General features: G+C 59.6%; 17 protein-coding genes and 1 riboswitch. Of the genes, 1 reads left to right on the forward strand and 16 read right to left on the reverse strand.

Features of this window, described 5'->3' with window-relative positions; all coding sequences use genetic code 11:
• Positions 1-116 precede the first annotated feature (116 nt).
• Positions 117-1016, forward strand: a complete 900-nt coding sequence (locus H6A20_RS07295) for a LysR family transcriptional regulator (protein ID WP_204906476.1) — start codon at positions 117-119, stop codon at positions 1014-1016.
• Between the two features lie 77 nt (positions 1017-1093).
• Here the strand turns inward: H6A20_RS07295 and H6A20_RS07300 are convergent, their stop codons facing one another.
• The 16 genes from H6A20_RS07300 to H6A20_RS07375 all read right to left on the reverse strand — a co-directional run bounded on the left by H6A20_RS07300 (position 1094) and on the right by H6A20_RS07375 (position 22152).
• Positions 1094-2713 carry a Na+/H+ antiporter NhaC family protein gene (locus tag H6A20_RS07300; RefSeq protein ID WP_204906477.1) on the reverse strand — a complete coding sequence of 540 codons (1620 nt, stop codon included), beginning with the start codon at positions 2711-2713 and terminating at the stop codon, positions 1094-1096.
• Between the two features lie 178 nt (positions 2714-2891).
• A riboswitch (Lysine riboswitch) is annotated at positions 2892-3064 on the reverse strand.
• Between the two features lie 183 nt (positions 3065-3247).
• Positions 3248-6784 carry a pyruvate:ferredoxin (flavodoxin) oxidoreductase gene (gene nifJ / locus H6A20_RS07305; RefSeq protein ID WP_204906479.1) on the reverse strand — a complete coding sequence of 1179 codons (3537 nt, stop codon included), beginning with the start codon at positions 6782-6784 and terminating at the stop codon, positions 3248-3250.
• A gap of 93 nt (positions 6785-6877) precedes the next feature.
• Positions 6878-7756, reverse strand: a complete 879-nt coding sequence (gene lgt / locus H6A20_RS07310) for a prolipoprotein diacylglyceryl transferase (protein ID WP_204906480.1) — start codon at positions 7754-7756, stop codon at positions 6878-6880.
• Positions 7757-7769: 13 nt separating this feature from the next.
• Positions 7770-8870, reverse strand: a complete 1101-nt coding sequence (gene ychF / locus H6A20_RS07315; protein ID WP_204906481.1) for a redox-regulated ATPase YchF — start codon at positions 8868-8870, stop codon at positions 7770-7772.
• Positions 8871-8918: 48 nt separating this feature from the next.
• Positions 8919-9587 carry a thiamine diphosphokinase gene (locus tag H6A20_RS07320; RefSeq protein ID WP_204906483.1) on the reverse strand — a complete coding sequence of 223 codons (669 nt, stop codon included), beginning with the start codon at positions 9585-9587 and terminating at the stop codon, positions 8919-8921.
• On the reverse strand, positions 9580-10242 hold the full coding sequence (gene rpe, locus H6A20_RS07325) for a ribulose-phosphate 3-epimerase (RefSeq protein WP_204906485.1): 663 nt from the start codon (positions 10240-10242) through the stop codon (positions 9580-9582). Before rpe ends, H6A20_RS07320 begins: the two co-directional genes overlap by 8 nt.
• 3 nt (positions 10243-10245) lie before the next feature.
• Positions 10246-11124: a ribosome small subunit-dependent GTPase A gene (gene rsgA, locus H6A20_RS07330; RefSeq protein ID WP_204906486.1), complete on the reverse strand. Its 879-nt coding sequence runs from the start codon at positions 11122-11124 to the stop codon at positions 10246-10248.
• Between the two features lie 3 nt (positions 11125-11127).
• Positions 11128-13131: a Stk1 family PASTA domain-containing Ser/Thr kinase gene (gene pknB / locus H6A20_RS07335; protein WP_338106627.1), complete on the reverse strand. Its 2004-nt coding sequence runs from the start codon at positions 13129-13131 to the stop codon at positions 11128-11130.
• 14 nt (positions 13132-13145) lie between these two features.
• The gene (locus H6A20_RS07340) at positions 13146-13889 is read right to left on the reverse strand and encodes a Stp1/IreP family PP2C-type Ser/Thr phosphatase (protein ID WP_204906488.1); all 744 of its coding nucleotides are present in this window, start codon (positions 13887-13889) and stop codon (positions 13146-13148) included.
• A gap of 4 nt (positions 13890-13893) precedes the next feature.
• Positions 13894-14964 (reverse strand): dual-specificity RNA methyltransferase RlmN, encoded by a 1071-nt coding sequence (gene rlmN, locus H6A20_RS07345; protein ID WP_204906489.1) that lies wholly within the window; start codon positions 14962-14964, stop codon positions 13894-13896.
• Complete coding sequence (gene rsmB / locus H6A20_RS07350) at positions 14943-16241, reverse strand: 16S rRNA (cytosine(967)-C(5))-methyltransferase RsmB (RefSeq protein ID WP_204906490.1); 1299 nt, start codon at positions 16239-16241, stop codon at positions 14943-14945. The genes rlmN and rsmB overlap by 22 nt, the downstream gene beginning before the upstream one ends.
• Positions 16242-16252: 11 nt before the next feature.
• Positions 16253-16960, reverse strand: coding sequence for a zinc metallopeptidase (locus H6A20_RS07355; RefSeq protein ID WP_204906491.1), 708 nt, complete (start codon positions 16958-16960; stop codon positions 16253-16255).
• Positions 16961-17000: 40 nt separating this feature from the next.
• Positions 17001-17936, reverse strand: a complete 936-nt coding sequence (fmt, locus tag H6A20_RS07360; protein WP_204906492.1) for a methionyl-tRNA formyltransferase — start codon at positions 17934-17936, stop codon at positions 17001-17003.
• Positions 17937-18413: a peptide deformylase gene (def, locus tag H6A20_RS07365; RefSeq protein WP_204906493.1), complete on the reverse strand. Its 477-nt coding sequence runs from the start codon at positions 18411-18413 to the stop codon at positions 17937-17939. It lies immediately after the preceding gene.
• Between the two features lie 27 nt (positions 18414-18440).
• Positions 18441-20669, reverse strand: a complete 2229-nt coding sequence (gene priA, locus H6A20_RS07370) for a replication restart helicase PriA (protein WP_204906494.1) — start codon at positions 20667-20669, stop codon at positions 18441-18443.
• Positions 20670-20682: 13 nt separating this feature from the next.
• The gene (locus tag H6A20_RS07375; protein ID WP_204906495.1) at positions 20683-22152 is read right to left on the reverse strand and encodes a UDP-N-acetylmuramoyl-L-alanyl-D-glutamate--2,6-diaminopimelate ligase; all 1470 of its coding nucleotides are present in this window, start codon (positions 22150-22152) and stop codon (positions 20683-20685) included.
• Positions 22153-22277 lie beyond the last annotated feature (125 nt).

Genomic DNA, 22277 nt, shown 5'->3' on the forward strand with positions numbered 1-22277 from the left:
CTATACTATTGTAATAACTTTCTTGCTATTTGTAAAGCATTAATATACAATGTTACTAATAGGATTTTCTTATATCATTTATATTTGATAATTATTTCACAACAGGAGGTATCCCCATGCAGCTCCACCAGATGCGCTATGTCCTTGAGGCCGCGAAGAAAAAGAGTTTCTCCGCAGCGGCCAAATCCCTCTACCTCTCCCAGCCCTCCCTCTCCCAGCAGATCCTGCACCTGGAGAAGGAGCTGGGCATCGCCCTCTTTGTGCGCCACTCCAAGTCCGTGTCCCTCACCGAGGCGGGCGAGCAGTTTGTCGCATCCGCCGAGAGGATCCTCAACGAGGTGGACCGGCTGAAGGAGAACATGGAAAAATTCAGCCTGCTGGAGGCCGGCACCCTGCGCATCGGCATCCTGTGGATCGCCGGCTACCTGCAGATCCCCCGGGTCATAACCGACTACCACAGCGCCTTTCCCCGCATCCGCTACCAGCTCCACGTGGAGGGGAGCAACACGCTGTTCTCCATGCTCCGATCCCGGCAGATCAACGCCGCCTTCCTCATCCACTCCGGGGAACTGCCGGATCCCGGGGAGTACTTCTTCCACAAAGTCATGGACGACCGCTATGTGGCCGTCCTCTCGGAGGCGCATCCCCTGGCGGAAAAGCCTGTCCTGGCAGTGCGGGACCTGGACGGGCAGGACATCCTCATGCCCGCCAGGGCGTCCGCCTTCCGCACGGAGATCGAGCAGCTCTTTTCAGAGCACCATATCACGCCAAACGTCATCTGCGAGACAAGTCAGTCCGACATCGTCATGCAGTTGGCGGCGCGCAACCTGGCCATCGGCTTTGCCTCCCGCTCCATCGCGGAGAAGCTCCTCCTGCCCGGCTGCCGCATCGTCCCTCTGGAGGCGGCCATCACGCGCCCCATTTACTATGTCACGCCGCGGGAGTTCCTGGATTACCCGGCTGTCCGGTCCTTTACAGAGTTCGTACAGTCCTACTCCTTTCAGTCCCCGTCATAACAGCTCTTCGCAAAAGAAGGCGGCCCGGTCGCACCGGTCCGCCTTTTCATTTGAACGTCGGATATATCTTATTTTTCTTATGCCGCTTCTTTTCCCGTTATCTTCCGGATCACAAGCAGCACGGCGATGGTCACGACAATGCCCGCCGGCAGCGCGATCCAGGCGCTCTGCACAAAGCCAGCCAGGATATAGATAAAGAAGGAGATCGCCGCCACTGTGATAGCGTAGGGAAGCTGCGTCGTCACGTGGTTCACGTGGTTGCACTGGGCGCCCGCCGAGGACATGATGGTCGTATCCGAGATGGGCGAGCAGTGGTCGCCGCAGACAGCGCCTGCCATGCAGGCGGAGATGGAGATGATCATCATCGTCTCATTCTGTCCCTGGAACACCGCCACCACGATGGGGATCAGGATGCCGAAGGTTCCCCAGGATGTGCCCGTTGCAAAGGCCAGCCCGCATCCCACCAGGAACACAATGGCAGGCAGGAAGTTCATCATGCCGGACGCGCTCGTCTTCACCAGCTCGGACACGAACACATCCGCGCCCAGGCTGTCCGTCATGGCCTTCAGCGTCCAGGCGAAGGTCAGGATCAGGATGGCCGGCACCATGGCCTTAAAGCCCTCCGGCACGCAGCCCATGCACTCGTCAAACCGGATCACCCGGCGCACCAGGTAAAAGACGATGGTGATCACATAGGCAAAGAAGCTTCCCAGCACCAGGCCGACAGAGGCGTCGCTCTGGGAGAAGGAGGTGATAAAGTCCGTCCCGGAGAAGAAACCGCCCGTGTAGATCATGCCGATGACGCAGCAGATGATGAGGAGGACAACCGGGAATACCAGGTCGATGACGCCTCCCTTTCCCTCCACGATCTCTTTCTCCGCGTCCGCGTAGGGGCGGTCCGGCGTCGTGTAGAGGTCGCCCTTGATGGCGTTGTCCTCATGCACCCGCATGGAGCCGTAGTCCACCTTCAGGAGCGACAGACCGATCATCATGGTGATGGTCAGCAGCGCATAGAAGTTGTAGGGGATGGCGCGGATGAAAATGGAGAAGCCGTCCTCCCCCGGCACAAAGCCCGTCACAGCCGCCGCCCAGGATGAGATGGGCGCGATGATGCACACCGGCGCCGCCGTGGCGTCGATCAGGTAAGCCAGCTTGGCCCTGGAAATGTTGTGCTTGTCCGTCACGGGACGCATCACGCTCCCAACGGTCAGGCAGTTGAAATAGTCGTCGATAAAGATCAGCACACCCAAAAGGATCGTGGCCAGCTGGGCCCCTGTCCTTGACTTGATGTGATTCTTGGCCCACTCGCCGAAGGCGGCGGACCCGCCCACCTTGTTCATCATGCACACCATGATGCCCAGGATGACAAGGAACACGATAATACCTACGTTGTAGCTGTCTGAGAGGACGGAGATGATCCCCCCCTGGAACACATGGGTGATGGTCCCCTCAAAAGCAAAGCCCGAATAAAAGATGCCGCCGATCAGGATGCCGACAAACAGGGAGCTGTACACCTCCTTCGTGATCAGCGCCAGAACGATGGCCACCAGCGGCGGGAGCAGGGACCAGGGTGTGGCGAACATCTCCGGCACATACTCCTCCCCCTCCTCAGCCGCCATGGCAAGCAGCGGACTGCAGGCCACGACCAGCATAACTGTGGACAGCATCCACAGAATCTTTCTCTTTCCATTCCTCATACGTATCTTCCTCTCTTTTTCATGTTTGGGAGTCCCCCAGGGCTCCTCTTTTTTCGAGTACCGGAAAACCGGCAGACAAAAATGCCATGGACAAGAGCAGTCGCACTCATCCATGGCACAGAACTTCTGATCCGCGCGCCGGCCTTACCCGCCGGCCGCACAGGCCTTTCTCATCTTATACTATGATAGCGCTCCACAGTTGTGACAGTCCGCAGGATCTTCTCCGTACGTCCCAGGAATGCTGCCCGGGCGGCAGCCCTCCTTCGGCGGGATCCCCTTTCCCTGTCACGCGGCAGCCTGCCCGGGCTGTGGCCGCGCGGTACTGATGAAGCCCGCACCTCTATCCAGTTCGTCTTATCCATATAGCAATGTTGTACCATTTTTCCGCGGAAATGTCAACCTGCGCGCACACAAACACCGAAAGTGCCAAAAGCCGCAGTCCAATACAAAAAACTGCCGCAGGACAAGCCTGATGCCTGTCCCGCGGCAGTTGTGAAATCTGTCTGTGCCGCTTCTGTGCAGCCGGGGATCTTTTTATTCCTCGCCGTACAGAGTTACCAGCTTCTTCAGATATGCGTATCTCTCCATAGCTTCCTGCTCGTTCTTTGCGAAGAGTTTCGCCGCTCTCTCCGGATTGGATCTCTTCAGAGCGTTGTAACGGACCTCGCCGTCCAGGAACTCCTGGTATCCCTCTTCCTTCGGCTCCTTGCTGTCCAGCGTGAATTTCGCGCCTTCTGCAGCCGGGTTGAAGCGGAAGTTGTTCCAGTAACCGCACTCTACTGCAAGCTGCTCCTCGGTCTGAGCCTTGCTCATGCCCTTCTTGATACCGTGGTTGATACACGGAGCATATGCGATGATCAGGGACGGTCCCGGATAAGCCTCTGCCTCTGCGATGGCCTTTACGGTCTGGTTGAAGTCAGCGCCCATGGCGATCTGCGCTACGTATACATAGCCGTAGCTCATAGCGATGCCTGCCAGGTCTTTCTTCTTCGTCTCCTTACCGTTTGCAGCGAACTGTGCTGTCGCACCGGTCTTGGTAGCCTTGGAGGACTGTCCGCCTGTGTTGGAGTAAACCTCGGTGTCGAATACCATGATGTTGATATCCTCGCCGCTTGCGAGCACGTGGTCAACGCCGCCGAATCCGATATCGTAAGCCCATCCGTCACCGCCGAAGATCCACTGGGACTTCTTGGCCAGGAAGTCTTTATTCTTTACAACGTCCTTGCAGAGGTCGCAGTCGCATCCCTCCAGAACGGATACAAGCTTGTCTGTCGCATCGCCGTTGCTTGCGCCGCAGTTGAAGGTATCCAGGTATGCCTGGCATGCCTCTTTCACCTCTGCGGAAGCCTTGTCAGATGCAGCGATCTCCTCTACTTCTGCTTTTAATCTCTTCCGGATCGCCTTCTGCGCGAGCAGCATGCCGTAACCAAACTCAGCGTTGTCCTCAAACAGGGAGTTGGACCATGCCGGGCCCTGTCCCTTCTCGTTTACCGTGTAAGGTGTGGACGGTGAGGAGTTGCCCCAGATGGAGGAGCATCCTGTTGCGTTCGCAATGTACATTCTGTCGCCGAACAACTGTGTTACCAGTTTTGCGTACGGTGTCTCGCCGCAGCCTGCGCATGCGCCGGAGAACTCAAGGAGCGGCTGTTTGAACTGGCTGCCCTTTACAGTCTCGGGTTTGAACTTGGCAACAACTTCCGGTTTCACCTCGATCTCTCTGCCGAAATCGAATACGTCCTGAGAAGCAACGTTTGCCTCCATGTTCTCCATAACGAGAGCCTTCTCGCCCTTCTTGCCCGGGCATACATTTGCACAGGAGCCGCATCCGGTACAGTCGTAAGCGGATACTGTCATGGTGAACTTCAGGCCGGGCATACCGATCATATCGATGGCCTGTGTTCCCTCCGGAGCCTTTGCAAGCTCTTCCTCTGTCAGGGCTACCGGACGGATAACAGCATGCGGACATACATATGCGCAGCGGTTACACTGGATACAGTTCTCAGCCTTCCATACCGGGATGTCCACTGCGATCCCGCGTCTCTCGTATGCGGAGGAACCGGACGGTGTGGAGCCGTCTACATAGTCGTTAAAGGCAGATACCGGCAGGCTGTTGCCTTCCTGGGAATTTACCTTTGTCTGGATGTTCTTTACGAAGTTTACAACATCCTCTCTTCCGCCCTTTACTTCCGGTGTGAAGAGACCCTCATCCTGGCAGGATTTCCAGGACTCCGGAACTTCCACTTCGTGCACCTGTTTTGCACCGGCGTCGATGGCGTCGTAGTTCATCTGAACGATCTTGTCGCCCTTTCTTCCGTAGGTAGCCTTTGCAGCCTTCTTCATCAGGTCGATGGCTTCCTCCTCCGGAATGATGGCTGCCAGCTTGAAGAATGCAGACTGAAGGACTGTGTTGATACGTCCGCCAAGTCCGATCTCCTTACCGATCTTGATACCGTCGATGGTGTAGAACTTGATGTTGTGGTCAGCGATGTAAGCCTTTACCTGTCCCGGCAGATGCTTCTCAAGGCCTTCCATATCCCACGGGCAGTTCAGAAGGAATGTGCCTCCGTCTACCAGCTCCTGCACCATGTTGTACTTGTTCACATAGGACGGGTTGTGGCAGGCAACAAAGTTTGCCTGGTGGATCAGGTATGTGGATTTGATCGGCTTCTTACCGAAACGCAGGTGGGACATGGTCACGCCGCCGGACTTCTTGGAGTCATAGTCAAAGTAAGCCTGGGCGTACATGTCTGTGTTGTCGCCGATGATCTTGATGGAGTTCTTGTTTGCTCCGACAGTACCGTCAGCGCCAAGGCCCCAGAACTTGCAGTTGATGGTTCCCTCCGGTGTGGTAACGAGAGCCGGGCCTGCCTCCAGGGACAGATGTGTCACATCGTCCTCGATGCCGATGGTGAATCTTGCCTTCTCTGTGTTGTTGAATACCGCAACGATCTGTGCAGGTGTGGTATCCTTGGAGCCGAGTCCGTAGCGTCCGCTTAATACCGGGATGCTGTCGAATTTGGATCCCTTCAGCGCGGATACAACGTCCAGGTACAGAGGCTCGCCCTGTGCGCCGGGCTCTTTTGTCCTGTCAAGAACATTGATGTATTTTACTGTATCCGGGATCGCGTCGATCAGGGCCTGTGCGCAGAACGGACGGTACAGGCGTACTTTCACAACGCCCACTTTCTCGCCTGCTGCAAGCAGGTAGTCGATGGTCTCCTCGATGGTATCGCACACGGAACCCATGGCGATGATCACCTTCTCGGCATCCTCTGCGCCGTAGTAGTTGAACAGCTTGTAGTTCGTTCCGATCTTTGCGTTTACCTTGTCCATGTATTCCTGAACGATGGCCGGCATAGCGTCATAGTAGGGGTTGCACGCCTCTCTTGCCTGGAAGAAGATATCCGGGTTCTGAGCGGAACCTCTCTGGCATGGATGGTTCGGGTTCAGCGCATGGTTTCTGAACGCGTCGATGGCATCCATGTCCACCATGTCCTTCAGATCCTCGTAATCCCATGTCTCGATCTTCTGGATCTCATGAGAAGTACGGAATCCGTCGAAGAAGTTGATGAAGGGGAGTTTGCCCTTGAGAGCTGCGCAGTGTGCAACCGGGCTTAAGTCCATAACCTCCTGCACGCTGGACTCACAGAGCATGGCAGCTCCGGTCTGACGGCATGCATACACGTCAGAGTGATCGCCGAAGATGGAAAGCGCATGGCTTGCCAGAGCACGTGCGGACACGTGGAACACACCCGGAAGCTGCTCGCCCGCTACCTTGTACAGGTTCGGGATCATCAGCAGCAGTCCCTGTGAAGCTGTAAATGTCGTCGTGAGAGCGCCTGCTGCCAGGGATCCGTGTACGGCGCCTGCAGCTCCGGCCTCTGACTGCATCTCAGTCACCTGAACAGTCTGTCCGAAGATATTCTTTCTTCCCTGTGTTGCCCACTCATCCACATGTTCAGGCATAACAGAGGATGGAGTAATCGGGTAGATCGTTGCGACTTCCGTGTAGGCATATGCCACATGAGCCGCAGCCTGATTACCATCCATGGTCTTCATTTTTCTAGCCATTTTTCTTGTTCCTCCTTAGATTTTTGAAAAATAATAAATTATTTTTTCACATATATCATTATTATAGACCGTACATTTTTAAAAGTCCAGATTTTACTCTGTTTTCTTTTGTTTCTTTTTCGGTACAAACCCCCGCCTGCCGCACAGGATCCACACCGCCGACACGATCACGAGAACGCCGGCCAGAAGCTGGGACACCGGAACTTCCGTGCCCGGGATAAGGAGCTGGTCCGTGCGCAGCCCCTCGATCCAGAACCGCCCCGCCCCGTAGAGTGCCAGATAGAGGAGGAACACCTCCCCGTCAAACTTTTTGCGCGTCCTGTAGAGGAGCATGCATGCGAGGACGAGCAGGCACCACACCGACTCGTAGAGGTAGGTGGGGTGCACCTGGATGCAGGATATGCCGCCCACCGTTTCCTCGTGGGCCCGGATCGCCTCCGTCAGGTCCGATGCGCGCACCGCGTCCACGGGAAGGCGCATGGCAAAGAGGCTGTCCGTGTACTCGCCGAAGGCCTCCCGGTTAAAGAAGTTGCCCCACCGGCCGATCATCTGGCCGGTGACAAGGCCAAGCCCGGCCGTGTCCAGCATGAGGGCCACGGAAAGCTTCTTGACGCGGGCCACCGCGAACACCGTGATGACCGCCGCGATGACGCCGCCGTAGATGGCCAGGCCGCCGTGCCGGGTGTTGAAGATCTCCAGCAGGTTGTCTCTGTACATGTCCCAGGCAAATACCACGTAGTAGATCCGGGCGCCGATGATGCCGAAGATAATGGCAAAGATAGCCAGATCCAGGTAGTCCTCCTGGTTCTGGCCCGTCCGTTTCGCCTCCATCATCGCCATCCCGATCCCCGCCAGCATGCCAAGGCCGATGACGATGCCGTAGTAGGCGATGTCAAAGCCAAAGACAGTCAGCGTCTTGCCCACGTGCTCCAGGTGGATGCCCAGGTTGGGAAAATCAATGAATGTATGCATAGTATGATGCCTCTTATACGTTAAACCGGAACAGCATGATATCGCCGTCCTGCACGACATAGTCCTTGCCTTCCAGGCGGATTAGCCCCTTCTCTTTCGCCGCGTTGTGGGACCCGCAGGCGATGAGATCGTCGTAGGCGACCACCTCCGCGCGGATGAAGCCCCTCTCGAAGTCGGAGTGGATCTTGCCGGCAGCCTGGGGCGCTTTGGTGCCCTTTTTGATCGTCCAGGCGCGCACCTCCGGCTCGCCCGCCGTCAGGTAGCTGATGAGTCCGAGCAGGCGGTAGCTTGCCTTGATGAGCTTCTCCAGACCGGACTCGGACAGCCCCAGGTCCTCCAGGAACATCTTCTTCTCGTCCTCGTCCAGCTCCGCGATCTCCTGCTCGATCTGGGCGCACACGACAAACACTTCAAATCCTTCCGACGCCGCGTACTCCCTCACAGCCTGCACGCCCGCATTGGAGGCGCCGTCGTCCGCCAGGTCGTCCTCCGCCACGTTGGCGGCAAAGATCACCGGTTTCCAGGTGAGGAGATTGTAGCTCTCCAGCCACGCCTGCTCCTCCTCATCCTCCGCGCCGTCAAAACTCTTGGCGAGCTTTCCTTCTTCCAGATGGGCCTTTATCTTCTCCAGCAGCTTCAGCTCCTTGGCGGCCGTCTTGTCGTTGCGCGCCACTTTTGTCGTCTTGGCGATCCGGCGCTCCAGGATCTCCAGGTCGGAGAAGACAAGTTCCAGATTGATGGTCTCGATGTCCCGCATGGGATCGATATTCCCGTCCACATGGACGATGTTGCTGTCCTCAAAGCAGCGCACCACATGGACGATGGCGTCCACCTCGCGGATGTTGGCCAGGAACTGGTTCCCCAGTCCCTCCCCCTTGGACGCGCCTTTTACAAGGCCCGCGATATCCACGAACTCAATGGCTGCCGGGATGATCTTTTTCGTGTGGTACATCTCCCCCAGCACGTTCAGCCTCTCGTCCGGCACAGTCACCACGCCCACGTTGGGGTCGATGGTGCAGAAGGGGTAGTTGGCAGACTCCGCGCCTGCTTTTGTCAGTGAGTTGAATAAGGTGCTCTTCCCCACGTTGGGAAGGCCCACGATTCCCAGTTTCATATATCTTCACGTCTCCTTTATTTTTTAGTCTTTTCGGGGTTCACCCTTTTACTGCGACGCCCTGTCCCGCGTCTCCATCAGGATCACGATCCCTGTCGTAAAACGGATCACAACCTCGTCCTCTGCGATCTCATTGCTGACGCACAGGCTGTCGTAAGGGGTCAGCACATGGTCCTGCAGCGGGTATTTTGCGCCTTCGATCGTAAAGCCGTAGACCTCCGTCCCCAGAGGGAACACGGAAAAGTAAGGGCCGTACGCCTCGCTTTTCTTCAGATGGGTCTCCCCCTCTCCCAGGAGGAGGATCCTGTTCCGGCTGTCCAGGATCTCGGCGTGCACGCCCGCCTTGAACGGGATCGACAGGGACTGTACATTTGCCCACAGATGATCGATCCGGCCGCCGGTGGCCCCCAGGATCACAAGATCTGTCCCGCCGAGGGTCATGGCGAGACGGATGGCGATCTCTGTGTCGGACGCATCCTTTACCGGATTGTATTCCCGGATCCCCACATGGGTCTCGTTGCGGTAGTAGTCCACCACTTCTTTTCTTACGCTGTCAAAATCCCCCACAATATAGTCCGGCATGATCTGATGCCGGTACAGGAACTCCACCCCCCGGTCCACGCCGATGATGTACCCTTCTTCCTGCCCCTCCAGGATGGGGAGGCAGACCGTTTCCTCCAGCTTCCCGCCGGATACGATCACAATTCTCTTACTCATAGCTTCGCAGTATCTCCATAAACTTTTTCGTGTTTTCCGCCGGATCGCCGCCGAACACGGCGGAGCCCGCCACGATCACATTGGCGCCCGCATCCAGCACCTCCCGGACATTGGTCAGATAGATGCCGCCGTCCACCTGGATGTTGAGCTCCTTCCCCCGCTTTACGGCCATGTCCCGCACGGCCCGGATCTTCTCAAGCGACTCCGGGATAAACTTCTGCCCGCCGAAGCCCGGATGGACGCACATGACAAGAACAAGTTCCACCTGGTCCAGATACGCCTCCACCTCAGAGGCCGCCGTCTCCGGGCAGATGGACAGCCCGGCCTTCATCCCGCAGGCGTGTATCTTCTCAAGTGCCGCCCCCACGTCCGGGCAGGCCTCCAGGTGCACCGTCACCCCGTCCGCGCCGGCGTCCCGGAACGCCTCGATATACCGGACCGGGTCCTGCACCATCAGGTGGGCGTCCATGAACTGCCCGGTGGCCTTCCTGATGGACTTAAGGACCGGCATGCCAAAAGAGATACTGGGGACAAACATGCCGTCCATGACGTCAAAATGCAGCCAGGACGCGCCGTTGTCTTCCGTCTTTTTCATCTCTTCTCCCAGATTCGTAAAATCCGCCGCCAGAATGGACGGCGCCAGCATGTAGTTCATGTCTCAGTACCTCCTTTTATTCTTTAACTCCTCGTACATCTCCAGATAGTTCTCATAGCGGGTCCTGTGGATCTTCCCCTCCTCCACAGCCTCCTTCACGGCGCAGCCCGGCTCGTGCACATGGTCGCAGCCGCTGTACCGGCACAGTCCCTCGAAGGGATGGAATTCGGGGAAGTACTGCTTCAGCTCCTCTTTCTCAAAATCGTTGGTATAGAGGGAGCTGAACCCCGGCGTATCCATGATGTAGGACTCCTCGTCGATGGCGATCAGTTCCGCGTGCCGGGTCGTGTGCCTTCCCCGCCCGATCTTCTCGCTGATGGCCCCCGTCTCCATACAGACGTCCCCCTGCAGGAGATTGATGAGCGATGACTTCCCCACGCCGGAGGGGCCGGCCACCGTGGTCGTCTTCCCCTGCAGCAGCCCGAGAAGCTGCCGGATGTTTTCCTGCTTCTTCGCGCTGGTGAACAGGATCCGGCATCCGCAGTCCCTGTAGGTCTGCGCCAGCTCCCGGATCCGCGGGTCTCCCGCGATATCCGTCTTGTTGAAGCACAGGATGGCCGGGATCCCCTTTCTCTCCATCATGACAAGAAAACGGTCCAGCAGGTTCAGGTGGGGATCCGGCCTGGCCGCCGCAAACACGACGAGAGCCTGGTCCACATTGGCCACAGCCGGTCGGATCAGCTCGTTTTTCCGGGGCAGGATGCCCACCAGGCTCCCCTCCCGGTCCTTCTCGTCCAGCACCTCGATCTCCACATTGTCCCCCACCAGGGGCTTTCTGTTCTCTTTTCTGAAAATGCCTTTTGCCTTACACTCGTAAATACCGGATCCCGCTACATGGACGTAGTAGAATCCGGCAATTCCTTTTATGATCTTTCCCTGCATGTATTACTGTTCCCCGCCGCCATTGCCCGGCTGCTCAGACTCTTCCGGCTCCCGGCTGGCTTCCGGTCCTTTGCTCACGATCAGCGTTACGGTGGTCCCTTTCTCCACACTCGTGCCGATGCCCGGATTACAGCCGATCACATATCCCTCCGGCACGAACGCGTCATACTGGTACTGACTCTGGCCCGCCGTCGTAAGGCCTGCGCTGCTCAGCATCTGCCGGGCGCTGCTCTCAGACACCTCCCGCACATCCGGCACGCTCACCTTTTCCGCCGGCTTCGGTCCAAGGCTCACCACGAGATTCACACTGGTTCCGTCATCCACCTTGGTCCCTCCGGCCGGATCCTGGGAGATGACGCAGCCCTTGGCGACGCTGTCGCTGTAGTCGGTGGTCACTGTTACATTCAGCCCCTGGCCGGACAGGGTGCTCTTGGCCGTATTCTCATCCTGGCCCCGCACATCTGTCACGGTGATCTTCTCCTCGCCCTTGCTCACCTGGATCGTCACCGTAGAACCTTTGGCCGCCTCTGTGCCCGCCTTCGGATCCGTGCTCACGACTTCACCCTGGGGCTGGCTGCTGTACACGGCTTCAGACGCGACCTTGAATCCCGCGTCCTCCAGTTTCTTCTGGGCCTCGGCCTCGTCCTTGCCGACCACGTCGGGCACGGCCACCTTCTCGTCGGCCTTTCCGGTGCTCACATCCAGGGTGATCTGGGTGTTCTTCTTCACCATCTCGCCGTCCGCCGGATCCTGGCTCATGACAAGCCCCTTCTCATACTTTGCGGACTCCTCCTGCTTGCCGATCTTCCAGCCAAGGCCGGCCTCATTGAGTTCCTTCTTTGCCTCGTCAAGGGTCTTGCCGACCACGTCCGGCACTTTCACTTCCCCGCTGTCCTGCTCCTGCTTGGTCTCAGACCCGCCGAACCGGAACAGGCCGGCGGCCCGGCCTACCACAAGGGCCAGGACAAGGATGATGATGACCGCCACCACGATGGTCATGATCCGGATGACCTTGTTCATGCGGGGGTTCACTTCATCGCTGTCGTGCTCCTCCCCGTCTTCCTCCTCGCCGTAGTCGCCGTCGCCGTAGTCGTCCTCTTCTTCCTCATCCTCATCTCCATAGGAACTGCGGATATCGTCCAGCTCGTCCTCTGTGATGATCACGGTATCCGCATTTCCTACAGGGATGATCTTCACAAAATCCCCCTCCGGATCCACGAGGGAATGCTTCAGATCCTGGATCAGCTCTCCCACATCCCCGTATCTGCGCTCCGAATTTTTCTGGGTGCACTTTAAGATGATCTGCTCCAGGCTGTACGGGATATCCGGCACCAGCTCGGAGGGAGGCGTGATCTCCTCCTGCAGGTGCTTCATGGCGACCTCCACCGTGCTTTCCCCGTTAAAGGGAACCCGGCCGGTCACCATCTCATACAGCGTGATGCCGATGGAGTAGATGTCGCTCTTCTCATCGCTGTAGCCGCCCCGGGCCTGTTCCGGGGATGTATAGTGGACAGATCCCATCGCCACGGTCGTAGTCGTCGTGGACGTGACCATCCTGGCGATTCCAAAGTCTGTCACTTTCACTTTTCCGTCGTTGGATATGATGATATTCTGGGGCTTGATGTCCCTGTGTATGATATGATGGCTGTGGGCAGCTTCAATGCCCGAACACATCTGAATGGCAATGCTGATGACCTCTCTTGCAGAGAGGCGCTTCTTCCGGTCAATGTACTCCTTCAGGGTGATCCCTTCCACGAGCTCCATGACCATATAGTAAAGTCCCCTGTCCTCCCCCACGTCGTACACATTGACGACATTGGGGTGCAGCAGCCCTGCAGCCGCCTGCGCCTCCGAGCGGAACTTCTTCACAAACGAATCGTCCTCGCGGAACTCCTTCTTCAGAACCTTGATCGCGACATAGCGGTTCAGCATCGTGTCCTTCCCTTTGTACACGTCCGCCATGCCGCCTGCGCCGATCTTCTCGATTACCTCATACCTGTTTCCCAAAAAAATACCATCTCTTACCATGTACCTACCTCATCCGCGATGGGCTCCGCCATCACAACCCCTATATTATCTCTGCCTCCGTTTTCATTTGCCTGATCGATCAGCATATGCACGGCTTCTATGATATCCCTGGAGCCTTTCACGATGCTGAACATGGTCTCGTCCTCCACCATATTGCTCAGGCCGTCCGTGCACATCAGTATCTTGTCTCCCCTGCTGATGCGGAACTCATAGAAATCGGCCTCCGCCTCGTCCTTTACTCCCATGGCTCTCGTGATGATGTTCTTGTCCGGGTGGTTCCTTGCTTCCTCCTCCCGGATCCCGCCGAGCCGGACCATCTCCTCCACGAGGGAATGGTCTTTGGAGAGCTGCCGGATATTGTCGCTGATCAGATAGAGCCGGCTGTCGCCGATGTTGGCAAAGTGCAGAGTGTTCCCGATGACCGTGGCGGCCACCAGGGTCGTCCCCATACCTTCCAGCTTCACATCACGCGCAGCCTCTGCGATCAGTTTGCGGTTTGCCGTATCAATGGCTGACTTAAGGATCTCATCCGGCCTGCCGGTTCCGCTCTTTTCCAGTTCCCTCTTCAGTGTCTCCACCGTGAACTTGGAGGCGAAATCACCCGCCTTATGGCCGCCCATGCCGTCGGCCACGACCAGAAGGTTGGGGAAGGGCCCAATAGGTTCGTCTGTCGCAAATACGTAGTCCTGATTCACTTCCCGTCTTCTTCCCACATCCGTCAGCGCGTAATATTTCATCTGCCTATTCCTTTCCTGCGTCCGCATACCGTCTCCGCAACTGTCCGCAGGCCCCGTCTATATCGGAGCCTCTTTCCCTTCTTATAGTAACATTAATTCCGTTTTTTTCAAGTTTATTTTGGAATTTGAGGGCATTTTGGCGGCTCGGCCGCTGGTAGCTCCTCTCCCGCACCGGGTTCACCGGGATGAGGTTGATATGGCAGTTCCTGTGCCCCGCGATGCGGGTCAGGTCCTCCACGTCCTCGTCCGTGTCGTTGACGCCCTTCACGAGGCTGTACTCAAATGTGATCCGCCTGCCGGTCTTCTCAAAATACGCATCGCAGGCTGCCAGCACATCCTTAAGTTCATAGGTGTTCGCCACCGGCATGAGGCTCTTTCGCTTCTCCTGCGTGCCCGCGTGCAGGGAGAGGGCGAGGGTGATCTGCAGCCCCTCGTCGGCCAGCCGGTAGATCCCCGGCACAATGCCGCAGGTGGAGGCGGTGATGTTCCGCTGGCTGATATGCAGCCCTTCCGGCGCGCTGATCATGCGGACAAAGCGCACGAAATTGTCGTAATTGTCAAGCGGCTCCCCGGTCCCCATGACCACAATGTTGGACACCCGCTCCCCGGTGATCTTCTGGATCTGGTACACCTGCCGGAGCATCTCGGACGTCTTCAGGTTCCGCTTCAGGCCGCCGATGGTGGAGGCGCAGAACCGGCACCCCATCCGGCAGCCGGCCTGGGAGGAGATGCACACGGAATTGCCGTAGTCGTATTTCATGAGCACGCTCTCCACCATGTTCCCGTCCGCAAGTTCAAAGAGGAACTTCTCCGTGGGATCCGCTTTGGAGATCTGCCGCTCCACAAGATCCACCCTGGCGATCTCATAGTCACGGCTCAGCTTTTCCCTGAGGGCCACGGACAGATTCGTCATCTCCCCGAAGCTGTCCGCCAGCTTCACGTGGAGCCACTGGCAGATCTGCCCGGCCCGGAATTTCTTTTCTCCCGCCGCCTCCATCTCCCGGACAAGCTCCTCATATGTGAGGGAACAGATATCCTTCTTTTCCGGCACGCCTAGCCCTCCTTTCTGAAACATGCGATGTAGAAGCCGTCTCCCGCCTTCCCGCCCGGCAGGATCTGCTCTTCCTCCTCCATGGCAAACTGCGGGTACTCCCGGGCGAACCAGGCGGCGTTCTCCTCGTTCTCCCCCCGGTTGATGGTGCAGGTGCTGTACACAAGTCTGCCGCCCGGCTTCACGTACCGGTGTACCACGGACAGGATGCGGCGCTGCAGCGCGGCCAGCTCCTCCTCGTCCTCTTTTGTCATCCGGTATTTCAGGTCGCTTTTGCGCCCCAGCACGCCCAGCCCCGAGCAGGGCAGGTCCGCGATCACGATGTCCGCCTTCTCTTCGGAGTCCCCGTCAGGAACCGTGGCGTCCCGGCGCACCGCCCGGATGTTCTCCATGCGGGAGCGGCGGATGTTCTCCCGGATCAGCCCCACTTTGTAGTCGCTGATGTCCCGGGCTTCCACCATCCCCGTGCCGTCCAGCTTGTCCGCAAGGTGCAGGGCTTTGCCCCCGGGCGCCGCGCAGACATCGATCACATAGTCGCCCGGCTGCGGGTCCGCCTTCTCCGCCACCAGCATGGAGCTGACGTCCTGCACCTGGAAGTCGCCGTCGCGGAAGCTCGGGAGCGCCCCCAGATAGTCATAGCCTGAGATGAGGAGGGCGCAGGGAAGATCCGGCACCTCCTGCACGGTCACGCCCTCCCTCTCCAGTTTCTCCCTCAGGTCTTCCCGTGAGATCTGGTGGAGATTGCAGCGGACGGAGGTGGGCTTTTCCTCCAGGAAATTCCGCAGCATCCGCTCCACGCTCTCCCGCCCGTACACCGGCAGCCACTGTTCCAGGATCCACATGGGCATGGAGTAGGCGACGCTCAGGTACTCCGCCGTGTCCCCCGGCGGGTAGGATACGCTGTCAAGCCCCCTGGCGATGCTGCGCAGCACGCCGTTCACGAAGCCCTTCAGCCCTGCGAATCCCCTGGATGCAGCCAGCTTGACCGCCTCGTTGCAGACAGCAGAAGCAGGAACGCTGTCCATGTACTTCAACTGATAGACCGCGCTCCTGACAATCGCCCGTATCACGGGCTTCATCTTCTTTACTTTCACTTTTGAAAACTGGTCTGTAATGTAGTCCAGCTCGATCATGCGCTCCAGCGTGCCCTCGGTCACCCTTGTGATGAAGGCCCTGTCGCTCTTGGAGAGGTACTGGTATTTCCCCAGCACCTGGCCGAGCGCGATGTGGCTGTACTGTCCGTCCCTGGTGACAAGGAGCAGGATCTCCACCACCAGGTCCCTCGTGTTTACCTTTGCCATGGATCCTCCCTCTACCTTCTCCGGTTGCCCGCGATCAGGATGATACGCAGAAGCTGCAGGATCGATGACGCCGCGCCTGCCACATAGGTGAGGGCCGCCGCGCCGAGAACCTTCTTTGCCCCCTTAAGCTCATCCTCATACATGATCCCCGAGCTTGCCAGGATCCGGATCGCCCGGTTGGATGCATTGAACTCCACCGGCAGCGTCACGATCTGGAAGAGGACGGCCAGGGAAAAGGCCAGGATCCCCAGGTTCAGGAACATCTCCGAGGATCTGCCGGTAAAGATAAGGCCGATGATGATGAGCGGCCAGGCCAGCGTGCTCCCCATGTTCGCAAGGGGCACAAGGGAGCCCCGGATCTTAAGGGGCGCATACCCCTGTGCGTGCTGCATGGCATGTCCGCACTCGTGAGCCGCCACGCCGACCGCCGCAAGGGATGTGGAATGGTACGTGGAGTCGGACAGGCGGAGCACTTTCGACCGCGGATCATAGTGGTCCGTAAGGTTGCCCGCCACCCGCTCGACGCGCACGTCGTAAATGCCGGCCCGGCGCAGGATCTCCTGCGCCGCCTGCATGCCGGTCAGGCCGCTTCTGCTTTGCACCCTGGAATACCTGCTAAAGGTGGAGCGCATCCTGGCGGAAGCCGCCAGGCAGATGAGCACGCCCGCTATGACAAGCAGATAGGTGGGATCAAGCGAGTAATACATTGGATACATCATAGAGATCAACCTCCTGTGGAAGTGTTATATGCGTTTCTGTCTATTCTCCGCCGAGCCGGGTCCCCGGCTCCATCCGGTAGCCACGCAGGAACGCGTCCGCGCTCATGCGCTTCTTCCCGGGGATCTGCAGCTCCAGGATGCGAAGAAGCCCGCTTCCCGTCTGCACCGAGAAACCGGTCTTTGTCACGTCCGCCACCGCGCCGCAGGGGAGCGCGCTGTCCCCGTCCAGCACCTCTGCCGCCCAGATCTTCATGGTCTTCCCCTCCCAGAGGGTGTACGCGCTGGGCCAGGGGCTGAGTCCCCGGATCAGGCGCTCGATGGAGGCCGCATCCCGGCTCCAGTCGATCCTGCCCAGCTCTTTGTCCAGCATGCGGGCGTATTTTGTCGGGCTCTCCCCCTGCTTCCGGGGCGTCACCGTCCCCTCCTCCAGGGCTTTGAGTGTCTCCACGCACAGCTTTGCGCCGGCCGCCGCCAGCTTGTCATGCAGGCTTCCGCCTGTCTCGTCCGCCCCGATGGGGACTTCCGTCTCCAGGAGCATATCTCCCGTGTCCAGCCCCTCGTCCATCTGCATGGTCGTCACGCCCGTCACCGTCTCCCCGTCGATGAGCGCCCACTGGATGGGCGCCGCCCCCCGGTATTTCGGCAGCAGGGAGGCATGCACGTTGATGCACCCGTAGGGAGTCAGTTCCAGGATGGACCGGGGAAGGATCTGCCCGAAAGCGATGACCACGATCACATCCGCCCGGTACCCGGCCAGTTCTTCCACGCAGGCCGGCTCCCGCACCTTCGCGGGCTGGAACACCGGTATGCCGTATTCCAGCGCCTTCTCCTTCACCGGCGTGTACTGCATCTTCCCGCCTCTTCCCTTCGGTTTATCCGGCTGCGTCACCGCCAGGACCACCTCGTGGCCCGCCTGCACAAGCGCCTCCAGCGTTCCCACGGAAAAGTCCGGCGTACCCATAAAGATCACGCGCATCTATTCATCCTCCTCGTCATACGTCACGTCGTGAAGCTCCCCCTCCACAAGGTCCACATACATCTTTCCGTCCAGGTGGTCGATCTCGTGGCAGAAAGCGCGGGCCAGAAGGCCTGTCCCCTCCAGCTCGGTCTCCTCCATCTCCTCGTTCAGCGCCCGGACTTTCACGTAGTCAGGCCTTGTCACCTGCCCGGATTTGCCCGGCACGCTCAGGCATCCCTCCTCGCCGGTCTGCTCCCCGGACGTCTCCAGGATCTCCGGGTTGATCAGGATGATGGGGCCCTCCCCCACGTCGATGACCACGATCCGCTTCAGGATCCCCACCTGGGGCGCCGCAAGGCCCACGCCCATAGCCTCGTACATGGTATCCAGCATGTCCTGGATCAGGATCTTCGTGCGCAGGGTCATCTTCGTCACTTCCTTGCAGTGCTTGGTCAGCACCTCATCTCCCAGTTCTCTTATCTTTCTTGTCGCCATTTATCTCTGCTCCTTTTTGTCGTCTGTCTAAAAAATGCTCATGGGGTCAAAGTCGAACTGAACCCGGATATCGCGGAACCCGGAATTGAGCCCGATATACTGTTCCATCCGGTCCTTTGCCTTAACAAGCATACCATATTTTCCGCATTTTAGGTAGAGGATCTTTCGGTACACGTCGCTCACCTTCCCCACATACGGGCTGGCCGGGCCGATGACGGCAAGATGGCCCGATGCCCCCAGGCGCGCCGCAAACTCCTTCAGGTAGGCGGCCGCCGTCCCCAGCTTCTCCTCGTCCTCCCCGGTCAGAAGCACCGCCAGCAGATGGGCCGCCGGCGGGTATCCCATCAGTTCCCGGTAGCGCATCTCCTCCTCGTAGAAGGCCTCGTAGTCCTGCCGGGCCGCCGTCTCAATGCTGTAGTGGTCCGGGCTGTAGGTCTGGATGACCACTTCCCCGGCCTGCGCGCCGCGCCCGGCCCGGCCGGCCGCCTGGGTGAGGAGCTGGAAGGTCCGCTCCGCAGACCGGTAGTCGTCGCTGTAGAGGGACATGTCCGCAGCCAGGATCCCCACCAGTGTCACATTTGGAAAATCATGCCCCTTGACGATCATCTGGGTGCCCACGAGGATATCCGCCTCCCCGTCCCCGAAGGCGGAGAGGATCTTCTCATGCCCGTCCTTGGTGCGGGTGGTGTCCGCATCCATCCGAAGGACCCGGGCGCCCGGGAACTCCCGGCGCACCAGCTCCTCGATCTGCTGGGTCCCCGCCCGGAAGCCGCCGATGTGGGGCGAACCGCAGACCGGGCAGTTCCGGACCGCCGCCGTCTCGTACCCGCAGTAGTGGCAGACAAGCCTGCCTCCCCGGTGGGCGCAAAGAGACACATCGCAGTGGGGGCATTTGATCACATGGCCGCAGGCGCGGCAGGAGATAAAGCCCGCGTAGCCCCGCCGGTTGAGGAAGAGCATCGCCTGCTGCCCGGCGTCCAGCCTCTCCGTAAGAAGCGTCCGCAGCCGGTCGCTCAGGATGGACCGGTTCCCGCTCCTAAGCTCCCTTCGCATATCTTCCACGTAGACTTTTGGCAGCGCGCCGCTCCCGGCCCTGGCGGGAAGCTGAAGGAGCACGTACTCCCCCTTTTTGCAGCGGCTGTAGGCCTCCAGGGACGGGGTGGCCGACCCGAGCACGAGGGCGGCCCCCTCCAGCCGGGCCCGCTCCCCGGCCGTCTCCCTGGCGTGGTACCGGGGCACCTGCTCGCTCTTGTAGCTGCTCTCATGCTCCTCGTCGATGACGATGAGCCCCAGCCTCGGGAAGGGCGTAAACAGGGCGGAGCGGGGCCCGATCATCACATCGATCTCCCCCTTCTTCGCCCGCTGCATCTGGTCATACCGCTCCCCGGCGGACATCCGGGAGTTCAGGATCGACACCCGGTCCCCGAACATGCGCTGGAAGCGCAGGACGGTCTGCCAGGTCAGGGCGATCTCCGGTATAAGCATGACCGCCTGCCTGCCCGTCTCCACCACCTTGCGGATCATGGCCATATAGACCTCTGTCTTGCCGCTCCCGGTGACGCCGTACACCAGATAGGTGCGCCTGAGTCCCCTGCCGTAATCCTCAGCGAACCGCCTGACCGCCTCCTGCTGGGGCTGCGTGTAGGTGATGCAGGACTCCTCCGCCTGCCGCGGCCGCACCGGGTTCCGGTACACCCTGTCGCTCACCAGAGATACAAGGCCCGCCTCCTCCAGCGCCCGCACGACGGGGCGGGTAATCTGGAGCTTCCCGCAGATGAGGCTGTAATCCGCCCGCGGGCTCTCGATCAGGGCACGCAAAAGCCGGGCCCGCGCCTTCTGGTTCTTCCGCTCGTACCAGGCCAGCTTCTCCTCCGCCTCGGCCCTGCTGCACTGAAGCACAAGAGTCTGCCTCCTGCGCTCCCGCTCCTTCCGCTTGATGGGCAGGACCGTCTTCAGGGCCTGGATCATGGTGCCCCCGTAGGACTCCTTCATCCAGGCTGCCAGGGCCACCAGCCGGGACTCAATGGCCACGCTTTTTTCCGGGATATCCAGGATCTCCTTGATCTTCGCCGGATCGTACCCCGGCTCCCCGGAAAAGCCCACCACATAGCCCCGCGTCTGCCGGTTGCCGCTGCCGAAGGGGACGAGGACCTCCGCCCCCACCTTCACCCGGCCGTCCAGCCGCTTTGGAATGCGGTACTGAAAGATCTTATCCAGTTTTTCATTTGTAATGTCTACAATGATATCTGCGTACATATTTTCTTCCCTGTCATCCCTGTCTGTTCTTCTCCCCGTCAAGCGCGGCGCGCACAAGCTCCCTGTCGTCCAGCGCAAGCCTCGCCCCGCGTATCTCCTGGTATGTCTCATGCCCCTTCCCGGCCACCAGGAGCACATCCCCCGGGCGGCACTGCCTGACGGCCAGGCGCACGGCCTCCCGCCGGTCGGGGACGAGCAGGCAGGCGCCGGACGTCTCCTCCACCCCCGCCGCAATATCCCGGAGGATGGCCTCCGGCTCCTCATCCCGGGGATTGTCGCTCGTCAGGATGACGGTGTCCGCCAGCCGGCCGGCGATCCTTCCCATCTCCCGGCGCCGCTGCCTGGCCCGGTTTCCCCCGCATCCGAAGACCGTCAGCAGCCTCCCCCTCGCACAGGGGCGGAGCGTTAAGAGGGCGCTCTCAAGGCTCATGGCATTGTGGGCGTAGTCAACATACACAAGCCGGCCGTCGTCTGCGCGGATCCGCTCCATCCGCCCGGGCACGGAAATGCCGGCGAGGGCTGCCCGCACATCCGCAAAGGGAACCCCTGTGTCAAGGGCTGCCGCCGCTGCCGCCAGGGCGTTGTACACATTGAAGATCCCCGGGAGGGGCAGGCGGATCTCTTCATCGTACCCCGCGATCTGAAACGCCATGCCCGGTCCCTCCCCGTCCCTGACGGGCCGGATCCGGACGGCTCTGTAGTCTGCCCCGGCCCCCGTGCCGAAGGTGACTTTCCGGCATCCCGTGCGGGCAAACATCTCTTCATACCAGGGATCGTCCGCGTTTCCGATCCCCACTTCGCACTGGAGGAAGAGCAGATGCTTGCACTGCCGGTACTTTGCAGGGCTTTCGTGCTCGCCCGGGCCTATGTGGTCTTCGCCCAGATTGGTAAAGATCCCTGTCCGGAACGGGACGCAGGCCGTCCGCTCCAGCTTCAGCGCCTGGGAGGACACCTCCAGGACAGCGTGCGTCATGCCGGCCTTGCGCATCTGGCTGAAGTACTCCATGAGCCGGCAGGACTCCGGCGTCGTCCGGTCGCTTGGGAACCGGCGTTCCCCCGTGTCCGTCTCGATGGTTCCGACAAGACCGCAGCGCCTCCCCGCCTGCTTAAATATCTCCCGGAGCATCCAGGCCGTCGTCGTCTTCCCCTTTGTCCCGGTGATCCCGGTCACCTGCAGCGCGTCCGCCGGATACTCCCAACAGGCTGCCGACATGGCCGCAAGGGCCCACCTCGTGTCGCTCACCTGCAGGACCGTCACCTGCGCCGGACAGCGCACCGGCCGTCTCACGACCAGGGCCGACGCCCCTCTTGCCGCCGCCTCCCGGGCGAACAGATGGCCGTCCGTCCGGTATCCCTCCACGCACACAAAAACGTCTCCCGCCTGAAGTTCCCTCGTGTCACACCGCACCTGTCCCGCCTCCCGCCGGACCGTACCCTGCAGCACACGGTACCGCACCTGCGGGAGCAGATCGAGCAGTTCCATAGCTGCCTCCAATGATATAGGCCTTATCTGTAATTGTCCCATACCGGCCAGTCCAAAGTCAACGGATTTCGTGCGTCAAATTTCCCGTCAAATTTCTCCCGTCAGCAAAGGCAGCCCGGACTTGC

The organism is Mordavella massiliensis (assembly GCF_016901695.1).
Lineage (GTDB): Bacteria > Bacillota > Clostridia > Lachnospirales > Lachnospiraceae > Claveliimonas > Claveliimonas massiliensis_A.